We start from the raw sequence: 14,829 nt of genomic DNA on the forward strand, positions 1-14,829 counted from the left end.
CGATTCAGCCTCCGGTGGTGGGGGGAGTGGTCGTGTCGGAGGGCGGGGGCGTCTGGGTGCCCGAGCAGCCTCCCCGACCCGTGTCGAGGTTGAAGGAGATGTCGCCGTAGCCGGCGGCTGCGTCGGTGAAGGTGAAGGTCGCCTTCGCCGTCGCTCTCGTGGTGCCGTTCGGAACGATCATCTTGTTCTCGCCCGGAGTGATCTCCTGGGGGAACAGCCCGCCGAACGCGCCGTCGCTGTAGTACTTCGGGGTCGTCGGGTCGATCACGAGTTTTCCGACCGTGCCCGGCTGCTGGTCGATCGTCGCCTTCAGCTCGTTGCCCACGACGCACTGGTTGATCCGGGCGTTGCCCACATCCACCTGCTTGGCACGCGTCGGGTCCGCGGGCTTGATGGCCGTCGGCTGGCCGCAGCGCGACAGGTCGGAGCCCCGCACGCAGTATTTGACCTGCATCGAGCCCTCCTGGCCCATGGCCGGCTGCTGCCACTGCGTCGACTCGCCCTGGTGGCCGAGGTACACCGTGTCGAAGCCGTTCGCGTTGGGCACGTCCACGCTGCGCACGAGATACGTGCCATCGCCGTTGCCCCAGCCGTTGGGGATGCTGTACGTCGGGTTCTGCGGGACCGGAGCACCCGCCTGATCCCACGCCCAGCCGTCGGCGGTGGCGCTCTTCGCGGCTCCGAAGCCGTTGCTCACGCACGCTCCGACCGTGTACTTCTGGTTCTCCTGCAGGCCGCTGATCGTGGTGGAGGTGGAGGTTTGGCCATTGACCCTGGCCTGCAGATTCTGGCCGTCGCTGTCGACGTCGCACGAGAAGTCGCCGAAGCCCGCCCGGTAGGCGACGTAGATGATCTGCCGGCCGCGATTACTCCCGTTCATGTCGACGTTGGGCCCGGTCACGACCAATGCGTTCTTCTGCTCTGCCGCGATCCCGACGCCGTCCGTGCGGGGCAGGCCCGCCACCTGGACGCCCACGTTCTTGGTCTGACCGACCGATCCGCTGCCGTCCGGCGCCGAGTTCGCGCTGTTGGCGGTGACGGTGATGGTCGTCTGTCCGACCGGCAGCGTGACGGTCAGTTCGGTGGTGTCGCCGCCGGAGCGCGGCACATCACCGTTCGCTCCCGTGACGGAGTACGTGCGCACCTCGGGATCGACGTTCTGGATGCGGATCTTCACCGCCCCCGCGTCACCCGTCGTGCGCTGCCGGTCGAAGACCGGATCCGCGGTCACGTTGCCGACGGCGGGCTGTCGATACGCCCAGGCTTGCACGGTCACGCCCGTGCGCGACTCGCCGACGGTGTTGAACGCGCGAGCCTCGTAGGTGCGGCGATCGCCGTTGCTGGAGACCTGGAAGGGTTCGCATACGCCGGCGGGGGAGCACGTCGTCACCTGCTGGCCGCCCTGCAGGATGTGGAAGCCCTGGAGTGCGGGGTAGGCGTTGCCCGCAGCGCCGGGATCGACGCGCAGCGTGATCGTGCGGTCGCCGAAGCCCGTCTGGGTGACGCTGTTGGGTGCTTTGGGATATCCCTGCAGGTCGAGCGTCACCTGGCCGTTGCGGTCGCCTGCCGACTGGCGTCCCTGCGCGTCCTCAACGGTGAAGCCGACCGTGCAGCGGGTGCCGTCGGCATCCGGTGACCAGGTGGCCTGGATCGCGGTGGAGCTGGCCACGCCGAAGGAGACACCGGCGCAGCTGCCGCCGGAGGCGCCGCCGACGGCGACGAGCTTGAGCGGCGTGCCTGGGAGCGGGTTGATCTCGCCGCCCTGCCCGATGACGTTGATCGTGCAGCCGTTGCCCGAGGACTGCAAGCACGACTGGGTGAGCGTCGCGCCCTTAGGCAGTGTCGAGGGGGCCGGACCCACCTGGAGCGCGAGGGTGGCCGGACGCACGTCGCGGTGGCTCGGCAGGGTGACGGTGACCGGCTCCTGCCGGCCGGGACGCGCCGCATCACGCGCGGTCACGGTCACCTGGGATCCGGTGGTCTGCACCGTGAACTGATCGCCCGCGTAGGAGGTGGCGTACTGCAGCGCGCCCCAGTCCTCCGTACCCGCCCACGAGGTCATGTCGCGCAACTCGAACGTCGCGGAGGAGCCGGGGCTCACGGTGAGGGATGCGGCGCGCAGCTCGGGCTGCGGGTCCTCGGCGATGACGTCGACGCGAATCGTCAGATAGGTGTAGGTGTCCTGGCCGACCAGGCGCACCGGCACGACGCAGCTGTCCGTCCAGGGCGCGCCGGCGCCGGCGGAGTAGCGGACAGTCGTGCCGGACACGAGTGCGCACGTGGCCTCCGCGCGGCCGCCGCCGGCGGCGACGCGCGACGCGTCGATTTCGATCTCGGCGTTCGGCGGCAGTGCCACGGCGCGGGCGAGGTCGACATCCACCGTGCCGCGCTCATCGACCTGCACAGAGGCGGCCGATGCACGCAGAGTCAGCTGCAGGTCCTTCGTCCCCGGCACCTTGAGGAAGCCGTAGGAAGTCACTTCGCTGCCGTCGAAGGCGGTGCCGGTCACCTGGAACGGGATGAGCTCGGTCTTGTCGGGCAGACGGCCCGAGATCTTGCGGCCCTCGACCGAGATCCCGTCGGGGTCGCCCCAGAGCGAGAGCTTCAGCGAGGCGACGTCGCCGGCGTTCCAGGAGACCTTTCCGGTGAGGACGTCGACCCCGTCGGGGAAGTCCTCGCGCGTCTCGACGGTGAGCGTGGTGTCGCGCACGGCGGGGTAGTCGGGCACGGGGTCGCGCACGACCTTCAGCACGATGAGGCCGATCGCGGTGTCGCCCTGTGCGTTTCGCACCGTGTACGCGAACGAGTAGGTGCCGAGCTGCGTGCCGGCCTTCAGCCGAACCTCGCCGTCCTTGACGCCCTGCATCATGGCGTCCATCGCTCGGTACTCCTCGGACCCCACATCCGCGTTGGGTCGCACATCGATCACCTCGAGCGTCGTGCCCGAGGGGTCGAGGTCGTTGTCTGCGGGGCGCACGACGGCCTCGGAGTCTGCGCCCGCCTGCACCTGCACGTAGTCGCTGTAGGTCACCGGTGCGGGGCTCGACTCCGCGTCCAGCACGCCGACGCGCACCTCGCCGACGCCGACGGCGCCGAGGGTGTCGCGCACCTGGTACGTGAAGGACACCTGGCCCTTGTCGCCGGGGGAGCTCGTGTAGAGGATGGCGTCGCCCTCGGCGGAGATCGTCGCCGAGCCGCGGTCGGGCTGCGCCGTGATGCGGTCCAGCGTCACGGCGTCCCCGTCGGGGTCGACGGCGAAGCGGTCGAACGGGATGGACACGGTGGCGCCGCTCAGCACACGACCGACGAGAGTGCGGGGCACCGGGGCGGAGTTCGAGTCCTCGGGCAGAACGGTGACCGTCACCTTGGCGGTGTCCGTCATGTCCGGGAAGCCCATGCGGTAGATCGTGTAGCCGAGCGTGTACGTGCCGGGTTCGCTGGGCGCGAGATAACGCAGCAGACGACCGGTGGCGAACGCGAGGCCGGTGTTCGACTCGTTCGTGATGGTGGAGGGGTCGATCGCGAACTGCGCGCCGGCCGGGGCCGTGTCGTTGTCGAGAACGGGGATGTCGATCTGCGCGCCGGCGCGCACGGTGGCCGCGTCGTCGACGGCGATCGGGGGCTCCGCCGTCGGCGAGGGCAGCAGCACGACCGTGGTCTCGCCGGTCGTGGTCGTGTATCCGTTGCCCGTACCGTCCGACACCGTGTACGTGACCACGCCGAGCGTTCCCGGCTGTGCGTTGTCGGTGGAGCCCGCGACACGCAGCATGCTCTGGCCGACGAGGTCCACGCTCAGTGACGCGCTGGGGTCGGGAGCGACGACGACGTCGCTGGCCAGAAGCACGAGACCTGCGGGATTCGACACCGGTGAGATCACGTCGATGGTCGAGTCCTCGCCCGGGCGCACGAAGGCCGTGAGCGGCGGCGTGGAGATCTGCGTCGCGGCAGGATCGACGATGGTCACTCTGACGGTGCCGGTCGCCTCGGCGAGCGAGTCGGCGACCGTGTACTGCACCAGGTAGGAGCCGGGGGCGGCGGCAGAGAAGACGAAAGTGCCGGCGACGCTGTTGACGGTGATCTGCGCTGCGGCGTCCGTGATCGAGTTCGCGCTGCGCATCGTGATGGCACCGTTGACCCCGGTCACGTGGGGACGTACATCGATCGTGGTCGGGGCGCCGATCGTGCCCACGGCGGCGAACGAGGCCGCCGTCAACTGGGGGCTGGGGGTGATCGCGATCTCGAGCGGCTTCTCCGTCGACAGACCCCTGGCGTCGGTGACGGTCACGAGGATCGTGACCGACTGAGCGTCGGTCTGGTTCGGATTCGGATGCTGGAAGGTGATGGTGCCCTGCGGGTCGAGAGCGACCGAGCCGATGCCGCTCTGATTCACCGCGGAGGAGATGTACATCGGGTCGCCGTCGGGATCGACCCATCCCTCGAGGACGTTGACCGAGACGGTCCCGCCGGGCACGACCTGCGGGGCCGGCCAGGTGGCCAGACACGCCTGGACGCCGCACCAGGCGGGGGCGGAATTCTGGCCGGGGTCGGACACGGTGAGGGTGACGGTCGCCGGTTGCGAGGTGAGCCCGTCGGTGGTCGTGCCGTCGGTGATGCGGTACCGGAAGGTCGCCGATCCGCTCGCCTCCGGGGAAACGCGCACGACGAGCTCCTGCTGCTCGTTCGAGATCGAGACCGTTCCGAACGCGGGGTCGAGGCCCTCGACGGATGCGGCCACGATGCTCAGCACATCCTCATTCGGGTCGTGATCGTTGAGCAGGACGGGCAGCACGGCGCTGCGGCCGGCACGCACCCCGAACGCGTCGTCGACGGCCACGGGCGGCTTCGGATCGATCACACGCTCGGCCTGGATGTCCTCCTGCTGCTGCGTGGGCACGTCCTGGTCGGAGTCCCATTGCTGCGAGGACGGCACGAGAGCGCCGTTCGGAAGAGTCCATACCCAACCCGAGCGCGTCTCGTTCAAGATCATGCGCGAGCCGTTGCTCAGGAACTCCGGCGTAACCTCGTCGCCGAGCGAACCCCCGGCGTAGTCCAGATCGCTCTGTCCCGCATCCGAGGACCACAGCGTTCCCTGCGCCTGGCTGTTGGGCAGCCAGGCCGCGTACATCACGCCCTTCGCCTCGGCCGGCGCTGCAGGCGTGCCCTGCGCGGCGTCGACGACACGCTCGGGGCCCGAGCCGTCGACGGGAACGGCGACGAGCCCGGTCGTGTCGGCGATGTAGATCTGGTCGCGCGACGTGCCCGACTTCTGTAGGACTCCACCGATCGTCCCCGTCTCGAGCGGCTGATCGCGCCCGCGCATCCAGAGAAGACCCGAGTCGGGCTCGAGGAGGGCCCACGTCGTGCCGACGGCGCTGAGCGTCCCGGATGCCGGGGCGTCGGCCACCGTGTCCGAGCCCTCGATCTTGCCGGTACGGGCGTCGGCGCGTACCACGCGCTCCTCGGCCGACGAGTAGGCGTAGACGATGCCGTCGACCCCGACCGCGATGCTGTCGGCGACGAAGACGGGACGCTCCTCGCCCTCCGCCACCTGCGTCTGCGCGTACGGGTCGATGGGCACGGTGCTGCTCGGGGAGGCGAGCGAGCCGGCGAAGACGGAGCCGTTGTCGGTGCGGTAGGCGATCGTGTCACCGCTGGAGACGACGTCGACCGTGCCGGGCGGGGTGTTCTGGAAGGCGTCCTCCGCGTCGGCGTTGAGATCGGCGGGCATCGCCATGTCCACGTCCGCGAAGCGGGTGTCGCCCTCGGCGTACACCAGCAGGCGGTCCGCGTTCTGCACGAGTGCGCTGGGGTTCTCCACCTGCTTGACGGTGTCGATCTCGCCGACGGTCGTGTTCACGCGGGCATAACGCCGACCCTCGCCGGACTGCATCGCCCAGATGGTGCCGTCGTCGGGCGGAGTCTGCTGCGCGTCGAAGCCCGGCCACACCACCGCGAGCGTGGTGACGATGGCGAGGACGGCTGCGACGGAGCCGCCGATGATCCAGCCGCGGCGGTCGGCGAGCGGGGTGCGGGGGGCCTCGGCCATCTCAGGCTCCTCCGAGCACGAGGACGGTCACGAGCACGGCTGCCGCCGCGACGAGGACGGCGCCCCCCACGAGCAGAGCGATCATTCCACCGGACAATCTTCGCCCCCGCGGCGATGCGCCGGCCAGGACAGTGCCCTCGTCGGGACGACGACCGCCGCGCTCGCGCGAGCGCACCGGCCGACGCGATTCGTACTGGACGTTGGGGCGCACCGGGCCGCGAGCACGATCATCGGCGAAGTTGACGGGGGTTCCGGCGGAGGCCCACTCGTCCACGGCGACTTCCATCGGGGTGTGAGGCAGACCGAGCTCGTGCTGGATGAGCTGCAGCTCGTACGCGAACTGGGCGGCCGAGGGGTGGCGGCCGGCCGGGTCGCGGTTCATCGAGCGCGACAGCACGGCCTCGAGGCTCGCGGGCACGTCGGCCCGGCCGATCGGGGTGTAGGCGGCGCGACGGATGCGGGCCTTGAGCTGGTCGCGGCCGTTCTGGCCGCTGCCGGGGCGCTCGAAGGGGCTGCGTCCCGCCAGCAGTGAGTACACGGTGGCGCCCAGCGCCCAGACCTCTGCGGGGACGGAGCCGGCGATGCGCTCGTCGATGATCTCCGGCGCACTCCACGGCACGGACATGGCGAACACCTCGTCGTCACCGCGTCCGCCTACGGCGGTGGCGATGCCGAAGTCGGCCAGGACCGGGGCGCCGAAGGCGGTCACCAGCAGGTTGGACGGCTTGATGTCGCGGTGGAGCAGACCCGAGCGGTGCGCGGTCTCCAGCGCGGAGCCGATCCGGATGCCGGCCTGGAGCACCTCCGCCAGCGGGATCTCCTCTCGTCGGTAGCGCGAGCCGAGGGACCCGGGGCAGTACTCCATGACCAGGTAAGGGCGCCCGTCGGAGGAGATGCTCGCCTGGTAGATCGTGAGGATCGACGGATGCGCGCTCAAGCGCGCCATCACGTCGGCCTCCGCGTTGAACATGCGCAGCAGACCGTCGTCGACGATGTCCTCGAGGAGGACCTTGACCGCGACCGGGCGGCGCGGCATGTCCTGCTCGAACAGGAAGACATCGGCGAAACCACCCGTGCCGAGAGGGCGGACGTAGGTGAAGCCGGGAAGAACGGGCGGTGCCGCGGGCAGTCTCTGCGCCACCGGCATCCCCCTTTCCGCGTACGACGTGCACACCCGACGTACGCGCGGGACTCTGCCGAACCTTCCTATCACAGCGTCGCGAAAGCACCCGACTCGGAAACCTACGCTTGACACATGTCCTCCGAACTGTCCCGAGCGGCGAGTCCGTACCTCCGTCAGCACGCGGAGCAGCCGGTCGCGTGGCACGCGTGGGGCGAGGCCGCCTTCGCCGAGGCGCGACGGCGGGACGTGCCGGTCATGGTCTCGATCGGCTACGCCACGTGCCACTGGTGTCACGTGATGGCGGCGGAGTCCTTCTCCGACCCCGACATCGCGGCGCGTCTGAACCGGACCATGGTCTCGGTCAAGGTCGACCGCGAGGAGCATCCCGAGGTCGACGCCGTGTTCCTCGCCGCCGCCGCGGCGTTCACCCCGCATCTCGGCTGGCCACTGACGGTCTTCACGACTCCGGAGGGTAAACCCTTCTTCGCCGGGACCTACTGGCCGCCGACGGCGCGCGGCCGGCTTCCCGGGTTCGCCGATGTCATCGACGCCGTCGACCAGGCGTGGCGTGAGCGCCGGGAGGCGGTGGCCGAGACCTCGGATGCGCTCCAGCACGCGCTCGACGCGGCGGCACGCGAGAGGGCCGATGAGGCACTCGATCCCGCATGGCCCACCGCCGAGGTCCGCGCCCGGCTCGCCGCGCGCATCGCGGCGCGTGAAGACCCCGAGTTCGGCGGCTTCGCTCCCGCGGGAGCGGATGCGACCACTCCCAAATTCCCGGTGTGGCCCGTGCTCCGCTTCCTGCAGACCGAGCCCGACCAGGCGTCGCGATCGCTGGCCGAGCGCACGCTCGACCGCATGGCGCGCTCGCCGCTGCGCGACGCGGACGGCGGGTTCTTCCGATACGCGACCCGACGAGACTGGAGCGTTCCCCACTACGAGCGCATGCTCACCGACAACGCCGGTCTCATCCAGGTCGCCCTCGCTGCGGGGCGCGCCGACATCGCGTCCGCCGCGGCGGGATTCCTCGTCGACTCGCTCCAGCTCCCCTCCGGCGGATTCGCCGCCGCGCAGGACTCAGAGTCCTGGATCGATGGCGAGCGCAGCGAGGGCGGGTTCTATCAGCGCGCTCTCGATGAACGGAGCGCTCTGGAGCCGCCGCGCATCGACGAGAAGCTCGTCAGCGCATGGAACGGTCTAGCGATCGGGGCGCTCGCCGCGACGGGGGCCCGCCTTGGACGCGCGGACCTCGTGGACGCAGCCGTGCACGCCGCCCTGGCCGTCGAGGAGTCGAACCTCGCCGGCGACGGCACTCTGCGCCGCGCCTCGCTCGATGAGATCCTCTCGGGCGCACCGGCGACGCTCGAGGACTACGGCGCCCTCGCCCAGGGGCTCGCGGTGCTCGCGATGGCCACGGGGCGTGTCGCCTTTGCCGTCGAGGCTCGCCGGATCGTCGACCTGTGCTGGCCGACGGAGGGCGCGGCGGTCGTGCCCGGCGGACGCGACCGCGTGCTGGCGGCTCTCGGGGCGCCCGAGGTCGACGACGCCGACACCGATCGCCCCTCGGGGGCGGCGTCGCTCGCCGAAGCCTCCCTCACCCTGTGGCGTCTGGGAGCAGGGGAGCAGTATCGACGGCGAGCCCGCACGATCGTGGCGGCGCGCGCGACACGCGCCGTCGAAGACCCGTTCTCGCACGCTGCGGTGCTGCGCGTTGCAGCGCTGCTGGAAAGCGCGGGGCGTCAGATCGTGGTGGTCGCCGACAGCGACGGCCATCCGCTCGCCCGTGCCGCCCAGGCGACGGGAGCCGATGTCGTCGTGCGGGTGAGCGAGGCGGATGCGGCGGCGTGGTCCGAGGCCGGCTTCTCGTTGTTCGCCGGCCGCACCGCAGCCGACGGACGGCCCACGGCCTACGACTGCCGGGAGTTCGTGTGCCGCCTGCCTCTCCACGACCCCGACGGTTTGTCCGAGCCGAAGGCCTGAACTCGCCCTATCATCGAGAGCATGCCCGAGCTGGATGAGCCGCACAGCGGCTACTGGTACGCCGACGACGAAGAGTCACGCAGACGCCGTGCCGTTGATCTGCTCCAGGCGTTCCGGGTGTACCGCGCGGCGGAGGTCGCCATGCGACGTCGCACACGCGAGGCGATGTCGATGGGTGAGAACGACCTTCTCGTGCTGCGCTATCTGCTGCGCGCCCAGCAGCGCGACGAGCGCGTCTCGCCGGGTGAGCTGGCGCGCTACCTCGGCGTCTCCACCGCATCGATGACGGCGATGGTCGACCGGTTGGAGAAGTCCGGGCACGTGCGGCGCGAGCGACACGAGACCGATCGGCGCAGCATCTGGGTCGTTCCCACGGTCGACAGCGACGAGGAAGTGCGCCGCACTCTCGGCGACATGCACGAGCGGATGATGGATGCCGTCGTCGACATGTCCCCGGAGGACACGCGCGTGGTCATGGAGTGCCTGGGCCGTCTGCAGGCCGCCGTCGACCAGGTCGACGCCCACACCGCCGTCGCCTGAGCGAGACGCATATGGCTCGCCGCGGGTCTTGCTCGTCTGGCTAGCTACCCGCCCTGACGGCCCGGAACGGATGCTGCGGTGACAGCATGGGCATCATGACCCTTTCCCCCGACGCCGTCGGTGAGCACGACGCGACCCATCTGGTCGACGGCTGGCTGCTCACGTCGTACGCCGGTGTGGTCGCCCGCCTGCAGGCCCGGCATCCGCTGCTGCGCCTGACGGAGATCGAGGCGATCGTCGCGAGGGAGTACGACGCGTTCACGGGAGGGCGGCCGATCGCGGTGCCCGTCGACGTGGAGTCCGGCGCCGAGGAGATCCTGCAGATGCACGCCGACGAACAGGGCGTCTGAGCTAGATCCAGCTCGGCAGCCAGTTGTGCAGCCGCCAGAACTCGTAGGGCACCGGCATCGCCGTCCACACCGGGTACCAGAACGCCGACAGCACGATGCAGGCCACCAGGAACACGGTGACCACCCGCTGCCCCGCGATACGCCGATCCGCGTCCGCGGATCCCGCGATGCGTCTGGCAGCGAGGGCGATGGCGATCACGAGGAACGGCAGCATCACGACCGTGTAGAACTGGAAGATCGTGCGCTCGGGGTAGAGCAGCCACGGCACGTAGGTCGCGGCGAGGCCCACGAGCACGAACGCCGACTGCGCGTCGCGGGTGCGGACGAACCGGTAGAGCAGGTAGAGCGCTGCCGCGATCCCGGCCCACCAGATGAGCGGGTTCGGGATGCTCGAGACGGCTTGGACGGTGTCGCCGCTCTGATGCCAGTACATCGACGTCGGGCGCACGAGCAGCGGCCACTGCCACGCGGGGCTCTGATAGCCGTGAGGCGTCGTGAGCCCCACGTGGAACGCGTAGATCGCCTCGTGGTAGCGCCAGAGGCTCGCCAGTGCTCCGCCGAGACCCTCGGATGCGGCTGCGCGCCCGTATCCGCCCACGCTGGCGAGCCAGCCGGTCCACGACGCGAGGTACACGATCGCCGAGACCGGCACGAGCAGGACGAACGCCGCCGCGCCCTGGCGCACCGCATCCACCGGCCACTGCACGACGCCGAGTCGGCGCCGGGCGAGGGCGTCGGTGACCACGACGTAGAGGCCGAGCGCTGCGAGCACGTACAGCCCCGACCACTTCACGGCCGTCGCGGCGCCGACGGCCGCCCCGGCGGCGATGAGCCACGGCCGGTTCCAGAGCACCGGGCCCCATGCGGGCCTGGTCGCCTCCTCGCCCGGCACCGGGAGTGCTCGGCGCAGGCGTTCCAGGTGCGTGCGACGGTCGAGAAGGACGAACCAGAATCCGAGCGCGACGAACAGCGCGAGGATGCCGTCCAGCAGTGCGATCCGGCTCAGCACGATGGCAAGGCCGTCGATGGCCATCAGGCCGCCGGCGATGGTGGCCACGGCCGTGGAACCGGTCAGGGTGCGCCCGATGAGATAGACGACGAGCACGGTGAGGGTGCCCGCGGTGGCCACCGCCACCCGCCACCCCACCGAATCGCCGGAGCCGAAGAGCCACATCCCGAACCCGATGAGCCACTTGCCCAGCGGCGGATGCACGGAGAAGCTGCCCGTGATCAGCGGGGCGGGCACCTCTCCCTGGGCGAACAGGGCGTCGGCTCCTTCGGGCCAGTTGGCCGTGTAGCCCATTAGCCACTGCGACCACGCGTCCTTCACGTAGTACGTCTCGTCGAAGACCAACGACGACGGCGTCCCCAGGTTCGCGAAGCGCAGCACCCCGGCGAACAGCGTCAGCAGTACGGGCGTCCACACCTGCAGGCGTCGGTCGAGGATGCGGGAGCCGCGGACGCGGTCGGAGAACGCGTCGAACGCCGAGCGGCGCGGCGCGGGCGCAATCGGCGGGGCGCTCGAGGTCACGCCCTCCACCTTATGCTGGGGCCGTGATCATCCTTGCGGCTACTCCGATCGGAAACCTCGGGGATGCCACCCGCCGGCTCGTCGAGGCGCTGGAAGCCGCGACCGTGATCGCCGCGGAGGACACCCGCACGACGCAGCGGCTGCTTGCGGGGCTCGGTGTCTCGAACCGCCCGCAGCTGATCGCCCTCCACGACCACAACGAGAAGCAGCGCGCCGCAGAGCTGGCGCGCCGCGCGGCGACCGAGGACGTCCTCGTGCTCAGCGACGCCGGCATGCCCACGGTCAGCGATCCGGGATACGGGCTCGTGGCGGAGGCGGTGGCGCAGGGCGTCGAGGTGATCGCGCTGCCCGGGCCTTCCGCCGTGCTGACGGCCCTCGCGGTCTCGGGACTTCCGACCGACCGGTTCGCCTTCGAGGGCTTCGTGCCGCGCAAGCAGGGGGAGCGGAGGGCGATGTTCGCCCGGTTGGCGGCCGAGGAGCGCACCCTGGTCTTCTTCGAAGCGCCGACCCGTCTCGCGGACACCCTCGCTGAGCTCGCGGACGCGTTCGGCGCGGATCGACCCGCATCCGTCTCGCGAGAGCTCACCAAGCTCTACGAGCAGACCGTGCGCGGTGCGCTCTCGGAACTCGTGGCCTGGGCCGCCGACGGCGTGCGCGGCGAGCTCGTCATCGTCGTCGGCGGGGCGGAGCGCACCCGCGTCGCCTTTCCCGACGCCGTCACGCAGGTGCTGGAGATCGTCCGCACCGGAGTCCGTCTCAAGGAAGCGGCCGGCGAGGTCGCCGAAGCGACCGGTCACTCCTCACGCGAGCTCTACCAGGCGGCGCTCGCCGTTCGCGGCTGACGCACCCGCCCGGCCGGACGCCGACTCCTCACCGCGCGTGGGAGCCGGCACCCGACATCACCGTCGCCGCGCGCGCCCATGCCCGGTGAGCAGCGCGAGGCCGAAGGCGAACACCACCGTCGCCGCGACGAAGAGCGCGACCGGCGCCTCGCGGCCGGTACGGGCGAGCGCGGCGGGTGCGGATGCGGTGTCGCTCGCCGGGTGGGCGGCGACCGGGTCGACCGAGCCGGGTGACGTGGGCGGCTCGGGCGTCTCGAGCAGCGTCAGGGCGTCGAGTGCCGCGGACAGCAGGTCCGCCGCCGCGTCCACGCGCTCCTGGGCGGGGGACTGCGCGCCGCCGAGGAATCGTGCGATCTCCAGGGCGTCGTCGAGCGCGGAGAGGGTCGCGGGAGTGTAGCGGGACCGCTCCAGTGCCTCCGCGCGGTCGATCAGCGCCGCAAGGGGCGTGAGGTCCGCGGCCGCGTCGAGCGCGCGTTCCAGCTGCAGGTCGTCGATGGTTCCCCATGACCCCGGCGCGAGGTCTCCGGCGACCTGCACGGTGATCGTCGCGCCGTCGGCGACCGTGATGGTGTCGGTGGCGGGCGTCGACCAGTTGCGCCAGCCGCCGAGGACGAACGGCACAGACGCCTCCTGAGCCCCGGACGAGACCGCGAGACGCACCGTGTCGCTGAGCTGGCCGCCGCCCTGCAGAGCTCCGGTGGCGCGATAGGTCCCGGCGGGAACGGGCCCCGCGGACTGCTCGAGCGTGAACGAGAACCGATCCGCCGCGTAGAAGTGCGCGGAGCGCGATCCGGTCCGGGGGTCGTCCCACGCGCCGACCGTGAGGCCGGTGCCCGCCGTGCGCCACATGGAGATGTCGTCGTCCTCGAAACCGGGGTTGGCGAGCAGGTTCGCCGAGGTCACCGTGACGCTCGCCCGGGTCGACAGGCCGGCCGGCGTCGTGCCGTGCAACACATAGGTGCCCGGGCCTGAGACCCACTCGAGGCCGGGCGTCCACGTGACCGTCTGTTCCTCGGTGGTCAGGTCGTTGTACGAGACGGTGACGGTGGCGGGCAGCGGGATCATCGCGCCCTCGGGCGCCGTCAGCTCGGGCGAGGTGATGCCGGTGACCGCGCGAGGGGCGACGGCGCCGGTGCGGGCGTACGAGAACACGTTCAGCGACTCCAGCGGCGTCCCGTCATGGGCGAACAGCGCCTGGTTGTCCCAGGCGGAGCCGCCGAAGTGGACCCCCGCATCGTTCGAGTCGTATTCGCCGGCGTAGCTCGCCGCCCAGCCCGAGCCGTCCCGTTCCCAGAGGGCGGCGTTCTGCGCCGCCGCCTCCGGCGGGCCCACGGGCAGCCAGGCCGGCTCCCAGTAGTACACGCCGAGCCCCGCCGTGCCGACGTCCGAGACGGCCTGGATGACGTCGCGCACCGCGAGCGCCTGCCCCTGCACGCTCACCGGGTAGGTCGTCGCCTCGCCGGGAAGGTCGATCACATTCATGTGCCCGTCGCCGTCCGCCAGCGTGTACGCCCAGCTGGTCTCCGCCACGATCACGTCTTTGTCATAGGTGTCGGCGACCTGCGTCAGCACATTCGTCAGGTTCTGCAGCGTGCCGTGCCAGAACGGGTAGTAGGACGACGCGAAGACGTCGTAGTCGACGTCACGGTCGTCGAGCTGCTTCGCGATGTCCGCATAGCTGCCGGGCCGCTCTGGATTCGTGAAGTGCAGCGCGACGAGGGCGTCCGGAAGGACCTCGCGCACGGCGGCGGAGCCGGCGGAGAAGATCTGCGCCATGTCGTCCCAGCCGCTGACGCCGGCGACACCGCTCGTGGTCTCATTGCCGATCTGCACCATCCGAACGTCCACCCCGGCCACCTCGAAGGCCGTGAGTGCCTCGGTGGTGAATGTGCGGGTCGCCGCTGCCTTCTGTGCGACGTTCAACGCCGCCCATGCCTTCGGGGCCTTCTGCTTCGCGGGGTCCGCCCAGAAGTCGGAGTAGTGGAAGTCCACGAGCACCCGCAGTCCCGCATCCGTCGCGCGTTCGCCGATCTCGATCGCCCGCTCGACGTCGACGGTGCCGCCGCCGTAGCCGTTGCCGGCGGCGTCGAACGGGTCGTTCCAGACGCGCACACGCACGTCGGTGACGCCGGCGCCGGCGAGCACGTCGAACAGGTCGGCGGGCTGACCCGCCGGGTCGCGGAAGACGACGCCCGAGTCCTCCAGGGCGACGACGGAGGACACGTCGACGCCGTTGATGAAGTCGGGTGAGAGGTCGTCGACTCTGGGCACGGTGATGCCCGCCGCGACCGGTTCGTCGGCCGCGGCGGCGGGGGTCGCGACGAACACGCCCGCCACGGCGACGCCCAGCGCGGTCGCCGCGGCGGCGGATCGGAGGAGGGAACGACGGATGCGGCGCTGCATGGGTGTCCTTTCTT

8 protein-coding genes are annotated in these 14,829 nt (G+C 70.8%); 4 read left to right on the top strand and 4 right to left on the bottom strand.

Annotated features, from left to right (window positions below; genetic code table 11):
• Positions 1 to 4: 4 nt before the first annotated feature.
• Together SK224_RS05870 and SK224_RS05875 are read right to left on the bottom strand one after the other, a co-directional pair.
• On the bottom strand, positions 5 to 6,046 hold the full coding sequence (locus SK224_RS05870; RefSeq protein ID WP_320433841.1) for an Ig-like domain-containing protein: 6,042 nt from the start codon (positions 6,044 to 6,046) through the stop codon (positions 5 to 7).
• Between the two features lies 1 nt (position 6,047).
• Complete coding sequence (locus SK224_RS05875; protein WP_413816761.1) at positions 6,048 to 7,193, bottom strand: serine/threonine-protein kinase; 1,146 nt, start codon at positions 7,191 to 7,193, stop codon at positions 6,048 to 6,050.
• A 108-nt stretch (positions 7,194 to 7,301) separates the two neighbouring features.
• On the opposite strand from SK224_RS05875, the gene SK224_RS05880 reads away from it, so the two are divergent.
• From SK224_RS05880 to SK224_RS05890, 3 genes are all read left to right on the top strand, one after another.
• Positions 7,302 to 9,149, top strand: a complete 1,848-nt coding sequence (locus tag SK224_RS05880; RefSeq protein ID WP_320433843.1) for a thioredoxin domain-containing protein — start codon at positions 7,302 to 7,304, stop codon at positions 9,147 to 9,149.
• A gap of 21 nt (positions 9,150 to 9,170) precedes the next feature.
• Entirely contained in the window at positions 9,171 to 9,689 is a 519-nt protein-coding gene (locus SK224_RS05885) for a MarR family winged helix-turn-helix transcriptional regulator (protein WP_320433844.1), read from the top strand.
• Between the two features lie 95 nt (positions 9,690 to 9,784).
• Positions 9,785 to 10,039: a three-helix bundle dimerization domain-containing protein gene (locus SK224_RS05890; protein ID WP_320433845.1), complete on the top strand. Its 255-nt coding sequence runs from the start codon at positions 9,785 to 9,787 to the stop codon at positions 10,037 to 10,039.
• A 1-nt stretch (position 10,040) separates the two neighbouring features.
• Here SK224_RS05890 and SK224_RS05895 read toward each other — a convergent pair whose 3' ends face one another.
• A complete protein-coding gene (locus SK224_RS05895) occupies positions 10,041 to 11,570 on the bottom strand; it encodes a dolichyl-phosphate-mannose--protein mannosyltransferase (protein WP_320433846.1) in 1,530 nt (509 codons plus the stop codon).
• 23 nt (positions 11,571 to 11,593) lie between these two features.
• On the opposite strand from SK224_RS05895, the gene rsmI reads away from it, so the two are divergent.
• Positions 11,594 to 12,412, top strand: a complete 819-nt coding sequence (gene rsmI / locus SK224_RS05900) for a 16S rRNA (cytidine(1402)-2'-O)-methyltransferase (protein WP_320433847.1) — start codon at positions 11,594 to 11,596, stop codon at positions 12,410 to 12,412.
• Positions 12,413 to 12,469: 57 nt separating this feature from the next.
• On the opposite strand, the gene SK224_RS05905 is transcribed toward rsmI, so the two are convergent.
• Complete coding sequence (locus SK224_RS05905) at positions 12,470 to 14,815, bottom strand: glycosyl hydrolase 53 family protein (protein ID WP_320433848.1); 2,346 nt, start codon at positions 14,813 to 14,815, stop codon at positions 12,470 to 12,472.
• Between the last annotated feature and the right edge of the window lie 14 nt (positions 14,816 to 14,829).

This window comes from Microbacterium sp. BG28 (genome assembly GCF_034044005.1).
In the GTDB taxonomy this organism is placed as follows: Bacteria; Actinomycetota; Actinomycetes; order Actinomycetales; family Microbacteriaceae; genus Microbacterium.

Excerpts from the sequence above, each read along its gene's own strand:
- SK224_RS05870 (WP_320433841.1), bottom strand. The coding sequence starts at position 6,046 with ATGGCCGAGGCCCCCCGCACCCCGCTCGCCGACCGCCGCGGCTGGATC.
- SK224_RS05875 (WP_413816761.1), bottom strand. The coding sequence starts at position 7,193 with ATGCCGGTGGCGCAGAGACTGCCCGCGGCACCGCCCGTTCTTCCCGGC.
- SK224_RS05880 (WP_320433843.1), top strand. The coding sequence starts at position 7,302 with ATGTCCTCCGAACTGTCCCGAGCGGCGAGTCCGTACCTCCGTCAGCAC.
- SK224_RS05885 (WP_320433844.1), top strand. The coding sequence starts at position 9,171 with ATGCCCGAGCTGGATGAGCCGCACAGCGGCTACTGGTACGCCGACGAC.
- SK224_RS05890 (WP_320433845.1), top strand. The coding sequence starts at position 9,785 with ATGACCCTTTCCCCCGACGCCGTCGGTGAGCACGACGCGACCCATCTG.
- SK224_RS05905 (WP_320433848.1), bottom strand. The coding sequence starts at position 14,815 with ATGCAGCGCCGCATCCGTCGTTCCCTCCTCCGATCCGCCGCCGCGGCG.